Here is a 10,253-nt window from a genome sequence, read left to right as displayed (position 1 = left end):
AATCGCGTTCAGAGTCAGGGCGGACCGTTTCGAGCGCCGGCCGGGGGAGCAACTCCCCGGCCAGTGGCAGAAGTACAACACCCAGATCGCGTTCGTGGTGCAGATGACCCGCCGGACCTCGACGTCGAAGCTGAGGAACGGCACGAACTCGGCCCAGGCGTTCTCCCAGAGCCGCACGATCGCCGGATACTTCCTGCCCCAGGCCTCGGAGAACTCCACGAACCGCTCGAGTGCGGCGTCCTCGGTCGGCGCGGTGTAGACGGGCTTGAGGGCCTTGGAGATCTTGTCCCAGTCCTGCCGGGCCGCGTAGCGGAACGAGGCCCGGATCAGGTGGACGATGCAGGTCTGGGTGACGGCCTGCGGCCAGACCGCGGCGATGGCGTCGGGCAGGCCCTTGAGGCCGTCGCAGACGACCATGCAGACGTCCGCGACTCCGCGGTTCTTGATCTCGGTCAGGACGTGCAGCCAGTACTTGGCGCCCTCGCCGCCGTCGCCGGCCCACAACCCGAGGATCTCGCGGGTGCCCTCGACCGTGACCGCGAGCGCGACGTAGATCGGCCGGTTGGCGACCTGGCCGTCGCGGAGCTTCACGTGCACGCAGTCGATGAACACCACCGGATAGACCGGGTCGAGCGGCCGGTTCTGCCACTCGGCCATGCCCTCGATCACCTGGTCGGTGATGGTGGAGATCGTCTGCCTCGACACCTCCGCGCCGTAGACATCGGCCAGGTGCGCGGAGATCTCACCGTGCGTCAGACCACGGGCGGACAGAGACAGCACCATCTCATCGACGCCGGACAGGCGCCGCTGGCGCTTGCGGACCAGTTGCGGCTCGAACGAGCCTTCGCGGTCGCGGGGGACGTCGATCTGGACCGGGCCGACCTCGGTCAGCACGGTCTTGGAGCGGACGCCGTTGCGCGAGTTCCCGCTGCCGGCCCCGGCCGGGTCGTGCTTCTCGTAGCCGAGGTGATCCGTCATCTCGCCCTCGAGAGCTGACTCCAGGAGCTTCTTCGTGAGCTGCTGGAGCAGGCCTCCGGCGCCGGTGAGCTGCAGCCCGCTCGCGCGGGCCCGGTCGACGAGCTGCCCGATCAACTGGTCGTCCAGGGCGTCCGGCTGCAACTCAACCGGCCGCACGGCCTCCACGGCCTCGGCCGAGACGGTCACGTCTGTCATCAGGTGCTACTTCCTTGATCGGGAGTTACACCGTTCTTTTTACAGACCCGACGGCCGCGGATGCGGGGGCATCACCCTGCGCCAAAGGGCAGTCGTCGAATATTTGAGGGCCGCTAGGCGGCCAAGGCGAGCGATATTGCCGACGCGATACCTGTGAACGTTGGGTCGCACGCAGCGACCCAACTCGGCTTGAAGGACGCGTACTCCTGAGGTACGGGAGTGACCTGCGTCGGACACGAAGTAGGCATCGGTGCCAACACGGCGCCCAGAGGCGCCGTGTTGGCCCAATATCCAAGGCTGTTCCAGTAGCTCCACGAATTCCGTCCCATTCCCCAGGTCGGCGAGAACGACTGCGCTCACATAGCCCTGGTGGCGCTGGTTGGAGAAGTCGGCCTGGCCGATGTTCGGCAGGACGATGACGAGGTCCATGTTGCCTGCGGTGGTCGGGCCGTCATCTTCGTCCACGACTCGGGCGTCGTCCAGGCTCGCCGAGTGACCTGCGTCAACGAGCCTGATCGATAAGGGCGACCGCTCTCCTCAGCCCTGCACCACCACCGCCCGCGCGGGACGGGACTGCGAAGGCAGTGAGGTTTTCTCAGCGAAATGATCTTTGCCGTGTCGAGGCAAGTGGCGGGGCGTGACCAGGTGCCGGGTCCTGGTTGCGGACAGACGTGAAGCCCCTGGTAGGACAGGTCTCTCTCACAAGATCGTCCACTCAACCAGAGGCCTCACGTTGGTCACCTATAGTGCCACGCTCGACGTCCCGCGCCACGTCGTCGAGTTCCTCGCCCGGCTGCTGGCCACCCACCGGAACCTGATCGGCACGCCGAGAAGATCCCGGGCGCTCGGGCCGTTCCGCCAGGCAGTGCTGGTGCTTCGCTGGTTCCGCGAGCGCGGCTGCGTGCACTGCCTGGCCCGCGACGCCGGCGTCTCCCAGGCCACCGGCTACCGGTACCTGCACGAGGGCATCGACGTCCTCGCCGACCAGGCCCCCGACCTGCACGACGTTCTCGACCGCTGCCGACGCGAGGGCATGACGCATGTCGTCCTCGACGGCACGCTGATCGAATCGGACCGCCTCGCAGGGGTCCGCGAGAACGGCAACGACCTGTGGTTCAGCCAGAAGCACAAGGCGTTCGGCGGCAACATCCAGTTCCTGGCCGCCCCGGACGGCACCCCACTGTGGGTCTCGGACGTCGAACCCGGCTCCACCCCGGATATCACCGCCGCCCGCATGCACGCGCTGCCCGCCCTCTACAAGGCGGCAGCGGACGGCCTGCCGACCCTGGCTGACAAGGGCTACATCGGTGCGGGCATCAGCATCCGCATCCCGGTCCGACGCCCAAAGGGCAAGTCCGAACAGGCACTTCACGTCGACACTCGCATGTTCAACACCCTGCTGAGGCACGTGCGAGCCCTCGGCGAGCGCACCGCCGCCGAGCTCAAGCAGCGATGGCGCACCCTGCAGCACGTCACGCTCAGCCCCAGCCGGATCGGCGACATCGCCCGCGCCGCCCTCGTCCTCAACGGAATCTGGAAGTGATCACCGTTGAGAAAACCTCAGTGGCGTTGCGAACCACCCCTACCGGAGCTCAGTTCGCGATGCCGCAGTACTGCTGCTGCTTGCCGATCGCCCGGTACATGCAGTCGGCGTTTTCCAGCAGGAGCAGCACCGCCTCTCGATTGCGGCTGGTCTCCCGGTCGATGATCGAGCCGGGCGGGTAGAAGCCGCCGCCGCTGCTGGAGGTCGGGTACATCTCGAAGGTGTACGCGAAGATCCGGTGCGCGCCCCACAGCCAGTCGTCGATCGACCCGTCGGTGATGTACAGGTCGCTGGACTGCTCGGGGGTGTAGCCGTTGGTGGCGGCCATGGTGCGGCCGAAAGTGGCGAAGGTCTTCGCCTCGTCGGCCGTCATGCCGCTCGCGGTGTCCGCGTTGGTCCAGCCGAACGGCCACAGCACCAGCTCGCTGTAGGTGTGGAAGTCGATGGCCGCGGTGATCTGCTGCTTGCCGCTGACCACCCGGGTGCGGACGAAGTCGGCGACCACCTTGGTCTCCGTTGCGGATTCGGGCGCGCTGCCCCGGTAGGTTTCGCTGGAGGTGAAACCGGATGAGCCTCCGCAGCAGCCCCACTTGTAGTTCCAGTTCCGGTTGAGGTCGGTGCCGATGTACCTGCTGCCGGTATTAGGTTGTCGGTCCTTGCGCCAGCTGCGGTAGTTACCGGTCGCGATGTCGTACTCGCCACCGTCCGGGTTGAGGTCCGGGACGATCCAGATCTCCCGACTGTTGACGATGTTCGCGATTCGCGAGTCGCTCGCGTACTTGCCGCCGAACTCGTGCAGCAGGTAGAGCGCCATTTCGACGGTGAGGTGCTCGCGGGCGTGCTGGTGGAAGGTGAGCAATACCTCGGGCTCGCTTTCGTCGGTGGTGACGTTGTCACTCACCTTCACCGCGACGATGTCTCGGCCTTCGTATGACTTACCGATCACCTGCTTGCTCATGATCGATGGGTGGGCGGCGACCACCGCGTTGATGTCGGCGGTGGCCTCGGCGTAGTTGTGGTAGGCGGAGTCTTTGCTCGGGAAGTCGTTGAGCGTGGTACTGAGCTGCGGGGCTTCCTGCTCAGGGCCGGGCAGAGCGATGGGCTTCCAGCCGAGCGCCCTGAGCCGCAACAGTTCGGCTGCGTTGGCGCTGACCACCAGGGAGCGGGCGTCCACCTCGTCGATGGAGGCGCCGGTGGCGGCGATCACGGTCCGCTCGGCGACGGTGCTCGGGCCGTCGACCGCGTACTGCCTGACGGTCTCGTCGACGGTGACGTTGGGCGCGCCGGACCGGGCGGATGCGGAAGTCATGGTGAGGGGCGTGGCGAGGGCGAGCGAGAGCAGGGCGGCGACGGCGAGGGCCGGCCGGCTGCGTCGGGGCAGTCGCATGACTGTCCTCCTGGGGGGCCGCAGGAACGGAGGGAGGAACGAGGCGCGCCCAGCCGATGGTGACTTAATGTCATGAATCAGTCAATGCGTCCAGCATTAGTGAACGCTATTGCCATGACTGGCACTTGGCGGAAAACGGGCTCAACTGGGGACTGGGGCAGCGCCTCGGTCGCCACCCGTGGGACCGCACCGTGACCCTGCGAAGCGACGGCGCGAGGGTTATTCACGCTGGTGGGACCGAGTCGCGGGGCTGTGTGCGCACCGGCCTGTGCACCCCGGTCGGCCGACTGTGCATCTGCGCCTCTGGTTCGGTGCGCATCGGGTCGGTGGGCGGCGTGCGCACTGGTGGTTGTGCGTGTTCCGGCCAGGGGGCTGTCGCGGGGACCGGCTACTCTGCCTGACCATGGATCGGGGTTTCGACGCGCGGGGAATCAAGGCATCGGACGGAATCGACGCGCGAGGAATCAAGCCCGCGTCCGAGGCGTCGGCCTGCCGGAGCGCGGGGCCGCACTGCGCGCTGGCGGCCGTGGGCGGCGGCCGGTGTACTGCTCGCGGTCGTGTTCGTCGAAGGCGTATCGGCGGCGCCGCGCGGAGGGGCAGGACAGGGCGGTGGCGGATGCCCTGATTGCCTCGCGCGTCGAAATTCCGGACGGGCCTGATGTCGGCGGCCAGGAGTTGCTGGACCTCGCGGCCGGTGTGCAGCGTGCCGCGGCCCGTTTCCTGGAGGAACCTGGGCGACTCCCGCCACGGCGGCATCGACCCGCGTGGTGGCCAGGCGCTGGAGCTGCTCGAGCGCAGCCTCGCCGCCTCCGCCCAGCGCATGCTGCGCACCGCCCACGCCCTGCGCTACGCCATGCTCGCCGACCGACGCCAGGCCGAGGCCGCCGGCCGACCCTTTCCAGTGGAACGGATCGGAGAAGAAACGGACCATTGCAGCAGCAGGTGCGCGCCCGGTGTGAGCTTGCCTGGGAGGCGGTCCAGCAGGGACAAGGCTGAGAGAGAGCCGTCGGGCCTCTCGCGTACGGCCGGGCCCGTAGGTACCCGTCCGGAACCAGTAGCCCCTTCGGCCGTCGTGTCAGAACTCGGTGTTGATCACCGCCTCGACCAGGACCCGACCGGCCGGCGTCAGCTGGATCCGTCCGGTGCTCTCGTCCGCGACGGCAAGGCCCCGTTCGGCCAGCGAGCGGAACCGCCGCCGCCACGGCTCGTCGAACAGCGAGCGCCCGGGGAAACGCTGCCGGTGCAGGTCGTCGCGCAGCGGCTGGAGCGTGGTCAGTGCCATTTTGATGGCTCTGCTCTCCTGCGCGGCTGGTGAGAACCGGGTCGCGGAGCCCAGCGGGACCCGCCCGGCTTCCACCGCCGCCGTGTACGCCCGCCAGTCCACCTCGGTGATCGCCTCCGAGTCTCGGCAGCTCGAGCTGCCTCCCAGCCCGATGGCGACCTCGGCGTCCTGCCGGTCTTGGTCGACCATGATGGACTTCCAGACTTCCGGGCCGACGGAGTCCAGCGCGAAGTACATCGTGGGCTGCTCGCGGTAGCCTGCTGCGGTCAGGCCGTCGATGAGCACCTCGCGCATCTGGTACTGCTCGCCGAGGGACGGCCAGTGGTACCCGGCGCCGGCCAGCCGGGCGCGGTAGGCGGGCAGTTGCCAGGGCGCCGGCTGATCGCCGGACACCCCGGTCCTGGTGTCCGCGTACGACCGCAGGTGGAGTTTGGTGCAGACCACCGCCGTGACCTTGTTCTCGACGACGAGATCGAGGTCGCGGCGCACGCTGTCGACGCTCTGGTCGAGCAGCCCGTACATCAGGTCGACGCTGATCCGGTCGAAGCCGACGCGTTGCGCGTTCCGGATGAAGTCCAGGCACATCCTCGCAGTGTGTCGGCGGCCGCTCAGTTCGAGGACCCGGTCGTCGAACGACTGCACCCCGCAGGAGAGTTTGCGGCAGCCCAGCTCGGCGAGCAGCTCCAGCTTCTCGGCTGTGAGGGTGCTGGGATCGCCTTCGAAGCGGATCGCCGTGTCTGGTCCGAACCGGAAGTTCTCCCGGTAGAAGCGGATCAGCCGTCGGATGGCGTCCGGTGGCAGCAGCGACGGGGTACCGCCGAACACGTTGAACTCGCCGATCGGCGCGGACGCCAGGCGGGGGACCTCGCGCAGCCACAGTTCCGCCTCGCGGACGTTCCAGTCGACCCAGCGGGCGGCCTTGCCGGCGGCGGCCTCGCCGTCCCCCCTGACCAGCACCACCGGGTACTGGCAGAACCGGCACCGGTAGGCGCAGGTGGGGATGTAGGACCAGAGGTGAATCGGCGCGGTCCCGGCGAGCTGCCTGTCGAGATCGGTGAGGAAGTCGGACGGTGCGTAGTCGGGGACGTCGCCGGGGAACACGTGGGCGCCGAACGGGTCCTCGGCGACGTACCGGAGCAGTGCCCGATTGGCGGGGTCGGTCAGGACGTCCAGCACCGCCGGCGGCGCGTGCCGGGGGTCGGTCGCGTGCAGCGAGGCCAGCACCCCGTCGTCTGCCAGCGCCATCAGAACACGCCGCCGTTGCCGAAGTAGTTGTGCGCCTCGCCGGACTCCCGGTCCTCGCAGAAGTAGCGGACGAACTCGGTGAACCGGTCGGCGGGGACGTCCTGCAGGCACGGCGGCAGGGGCGGCGCATGGCCGACGTCTTCGCCGACGGTGGCCCGAAGCCGGGAGAACAGCTCGTCGGCGAACTCGAAGTACAGCCTGTAGGACGGTGTCTTGCACGAGTGGATCGCGGTGAAGTCGACGAGGCGCATCTCGTCCTTGATCTCGGCGATCCGGCGTCCGAGACGCTGGGCGAGCGACGCGCCGAAGAAAGCGGTCACGGCGTCGTCGTCGAGCAGCGAGGGGCTCAGCATCACCGGCAGCAGGGTGTTCTTCGGCACGAAGTCCTTGACGGAGAACTCCCATGCCTGCCGGGCCTCGTCCTCGGTGAGGTCCCGCCCGCAGTCCTCGGACGGGTCGGCGAGGCGGATGTCCCGCATCACGATGATGCCGTCGCTGCCGTAGGCCCGGCCGCGAATCACCTCGTCCAGCGCGTGGTCGATCCGGCGCGGGTTGATCTCCACGCGCGAGCCCGGCACGTAGGCGATGTCCTCGCCGGAGGCCCGGACCCTGATCCCGAAGTCCCAGTCGTCCGACAGGTGGTTGACGAAGCGTCCATCCCGGAGTTGGTAGAGGAGCTCGATCCCGCCGACCCGCTCGTAGACGTCGCGGTCGACCGCGAAGCCCTTGCCGTCGGGGAAGCCGCCGAACAGGGCGAACGTCACCGCACGGCAGCGCAGCGTGCGCTCGACGGCGCTCCACAGGCGCGGTCGGCGGGCGAAGTGCGCGGCGTCGTAGAAGTAGTCGCAGACGCCGATCGCGGCCTTGCCCGACTCCATCGCGGTGAACAGCTCCCACAGCCAGTGCGGGTCGACCCGGCAGTCGGCGTCTGCGGAGACGAGGTAGTAGCGCTGGTCGGTGCCGGACCGCCGGCGCAGCCGGCTGCGGGCCGCCGCGAACTCCATTCCGGTCCGCCGGGCGCACGCGACCCCCTGCTCCGGCTCCCGGACGATGTGGACGGCGAGGTCCGGTCGGGCGGCCGCGAATCGGCGCGCGATGTCGACGGTGCTGTCGGTGGAGTTGTTGTCCACCAGGACGACCTCGTACAGCGACCGGTCCATCGGACCGTCGCCCGCCCGCTGGCCATACAGCGACTCCAGCACGTCCGGCAGGTTCTCTGCCTCGTTGTATACCGGGATCACGACGCTCAGCCGGGTCCGCTCGCCCGTCGGCATCATGGCCAGAGCGGTCAGCACCTCGGCGGCCCGGCCGCTGCCGAAGTGCCGCTCGCCCAGCGTCCGGTTGAACCGTGCTGTCTCCCGGCGCAGCCGCTCGTCGAGGAGGAACTCGGCCACAGCGTCGATGAAGGCAGGGGTCGGCAGGTCTCCGTCGGTGAGCTCCATGACCGGTGCCCGGAACCCCCTGTCCCCGTACACCGTGTCGTACAGCGCGTAGCGGGTGGTCAGGTAGGGGACTCCGGAGGCGATGGCCTCGCCGATCGGGTTGCCGAAGCTCTCATAGTCGTACGAGGTGAGGAAGGACACCACGTCGGCGTGGGCGAGGAGGTCGCGAACGGAGTAGCCGCCGCCCGACGGGCGCCCGACGTCGGCGTCGTGGGGCGCCAGCCGTCCGCTGAAGACGACGCGGTCCCGCACGCCGAGCGACTCGGCCAGTCGGCGGAGCCGGGTCTGCTCGCCGGGCGACTCCGCGGTGTCGCCGGCCACCAGGAGGTGGCAGTCGACGCGGCCGACCAGGCCGGCCAGTAGATGGATGTCCCGGTCGATCCGCTTCTGCGGGATGACCCGCGTGCAGCGGGCGATGAGCATGGTGTCCTCGGGAACCCCGTGCTCCCGGCGGAAACCGGCGTTACGGTCGTCGACGACGGCCGGCTGCGCGGTGAACGCGTTGGGCAGCACCGCGATGTGCCGCAGGCCGGGCGCCCAGGCGAGGGTTCTGCGCCGCGCCTCCTCGTGCAAGGCGAGGTACTGGATGTGCGGCGAGTTCACCGGCGCCACCGTGTGCGGGTACGGGAAGTCGCCGTACTTCCTGATGCCCGGCTCGCTCTGCCACATCAGGTCGTGGTCCCGCCACAGCACGAACCGGCCGAGCCCGTTCTGCCGCCCATAGCGGTCGATCGCCCGGTAGAGCGCCTTCGTGTAGGCGATGTTTTCCGGCAGAGTGCCGTTCTCGACCATCACCAGGGAGACGCCGAGCCGCCGCCACTTGTCGACGATCAGCTGGCTGAGCGCTTCGGCGACGGCCTCCACCCGGGGGAGCAGGCTCTCGCCCGCCCCCTTCTGCACGCACTCCCGCAGAACGGCCGCGACGAACGCCTGGTCGTAACCGGGGACCTCCCCGACGCCGTCGATCCGGTCGAGCCGGACCCACTCCGGAAACAGGGCGGCTTCGTCCCCGTAGGGCCTCAGAAAGGCGTTCTTGTCGGCCTTCACGTCGTAGCCGAGGTCGAGATGGACCCGATGGCCGTGGCCGTGGAACAGCCGCGCGGTCTTCACGAACTCCACCACCACACCCGAGACGGGCGTGGCGTCGAAGGAGATTCCCCACAGAACGGTCATGGATTCGGCGCTCCCTGCCTGCCGCCGGATTCCTGTCGGTCCGACGCTAAGCGGTCCGCGACGGCCCCACCACTTGTAGCCATCGACCGCGCCCGGGATCCGTTCGGCGAGAGCCGGCCGCCATCCTGTCGAACCTTCACGTCGATCCGCAGCGCGGCCTCGTCGGCGGTGGCGACGTACAGCTCCGCGACGCGCCCGACTACGCGGACGTCGTCGGCGGCCAAGACGGCGGGCGCGGGCGAAGACAGTCAAGACCGCTGTGAAGACGGCGATCCAGACCAGGAAGTCGGCCCAGGCGAAGGCGGCATCGGCCGCGGTCGACCAGGCGCAGGAGCCGTCGAAGGGTTGCCGGCGGCGGACCGATGCGGACAGTGTTCTCGGTGTTCTCCGGCAGGCCGAGAAGTCCCTGCGTGCCCGGGACGTGGCGGAGCGCCTCGGGCTCGATGGACGAATGGTGCCGTCGACGCGGTGCGCACGATGTCGGAGGGCCTCGCGGGCCAAGTACACCGGCCGCGGCCTGTACACGGTGGCCGACTGGCCCGTGCGGCTTTGCTGCTCTCTCTGGCTCCCGGCCGGGCGGAGAGCAGCAGTGCAGGCACTTCGGCTGGCGGACCTCGAGCCGGAGCGCCCGTCCCCGGCCGCCTGCCCTGACAACCTTCCGTGCGCTTGTCCGCGGGCCGCCCGCGCGTTTGCTCCCGCCACCGGCAGGTGACACTGGGCGGTGTGACGAACGAACACCGTTCTCAGCAGCCTGCCCGATCCCGGGGCGAGCGGCCCGCCGCCGCTGTTCCGCGTGCCCGCCGACCGGCTGCGCCGGTCTGCCCGGCGCTGTTCCAGGCTCCGCCCGAGGGTGAGCCCGCCCCCGCGCCCGGACCCCGCCGCTCGGCCGCTGTGCCTGCCGTCGCCTTCTCCGACCCCGGCGCCTGTCTGCTGCGCTGACCGGTCGACCCTGCCTGCCAGGATGGGCCGGGGTGGGGAACCTGCACCGCGTGCGGCCGGCGTTCGCTA

6 protein-coding genes are annotated in these 10,253 nt (G+C 69.2%); 1 reads left to right on the top strand and 5 read right to left on the bottom strand.

Annotated elements, in window-relative coordinates:
- Together AB0M03_RS35550 and AB0M03_RS35545 are read right to left on the bottom strand one after the other, a co-directional pair.
- On the bottom strand, positions 1 to 1,173 hold a 1,173-nt coding region (locus AB0M03_RS35550; RefSeq protein WP_363499692.1), incomplete at its 3' end, for an IS256 family transposase.
- A gap of 39 nt (positions 1,174 to 1,212) precedes the next feature.
- The gene (locus AB0M03_RS35545) at positions 1,213 to 1,638 is read right to left on the bottom strand and encodes a hypothetical protein (RefSeq protein WP_363499691.1); all 426 of its coding nucleotides are present in this window, start codon (positions 1,636 to 1,638) and stop codon (positions 1,213 to 1,215) included.
- Positions 1,639 to 1,906: 268 nt separating this feature from the next.
- On the opposite strand from AB0M03_RS35545, the gene AB0M03_RS35540 reads away from it, so the two are divergent.
- Positions 1,907 to 2,716 (top strand): transposase family protein, encoded by an 810-nt coding sequence (locus tag AB0M03_RS35540; RefSeq protein WP_363499689.1) that lies wholly within the window; start codon positions 1,907 to 1,909, stop codon positions 2,714 to 2,716.
- 49 nt (positions 2,717 to 2,765) lie between these two features.
- Here the strand turns inward: AB0M03_RS35540 and AB0M03_RS35535 are convergent, their stop codons facing one another.
- The 3 genes from AB0M03_RS35535 to AB0M03_RS35525 all read right to left on the bottom strand — a co-directional run bounded on the left by AB0M03_RS35535 (position 2,766) and on the right by AB0M03_RS35525 (position 9,245).
- Complete coding sequence (locus tag AB0M03_RS35535; protein ID WP_363499687.1) at positions 2,766 to 4,103, bottom strand: M14 family metallopeptidase; 1,338 nt, start codon at positions 4,101 to 4,103, stop codon at positions 2,766 to 2,768.
- Between the two features lie 1,075 nt (positions 4,104 to 5,178).
- On the bottom strand, positions 5,179 to 6,630 hold the full coding sequence (locus tag AB0M03_RS35530; protein ID WP_363499685.1) for a radical SAM protein: 1,452 nt from the start codon (positions 6,628 to 6,630) through the stop codon (positions 5,179 to 5,181).
- A complete protein-coding gene (locus AB0M03_RS35525) occupies positions 6,630 to 9,245 on the bottom strand; it encodes a glycosyltransferase (protein ID WP_363499683.1) in 2,616 nt (871 codons plus the stop codon). Before AB0M03_RS35525 ends, AB0M03_RS35530 begins: the two co-directional genes overlap by 1 nt.
- Positions 9,246 to 10,253 lie beyond the last annotated feature (1,008 nt).

The organism is Kitasatospora sp. NPDC051914 (genome assembly GCF_040680995.1).
In the GTDB taxonomy this organism is placed as follows: domain Bacteria; phylum Actinomycetota; class Actinomycetes; order Streptomycetales; family Streptomycetaceae; genus Kitasatospora.
This window is presented reverse-complemented; position numbering and strand designations above follow the sequence as displayed.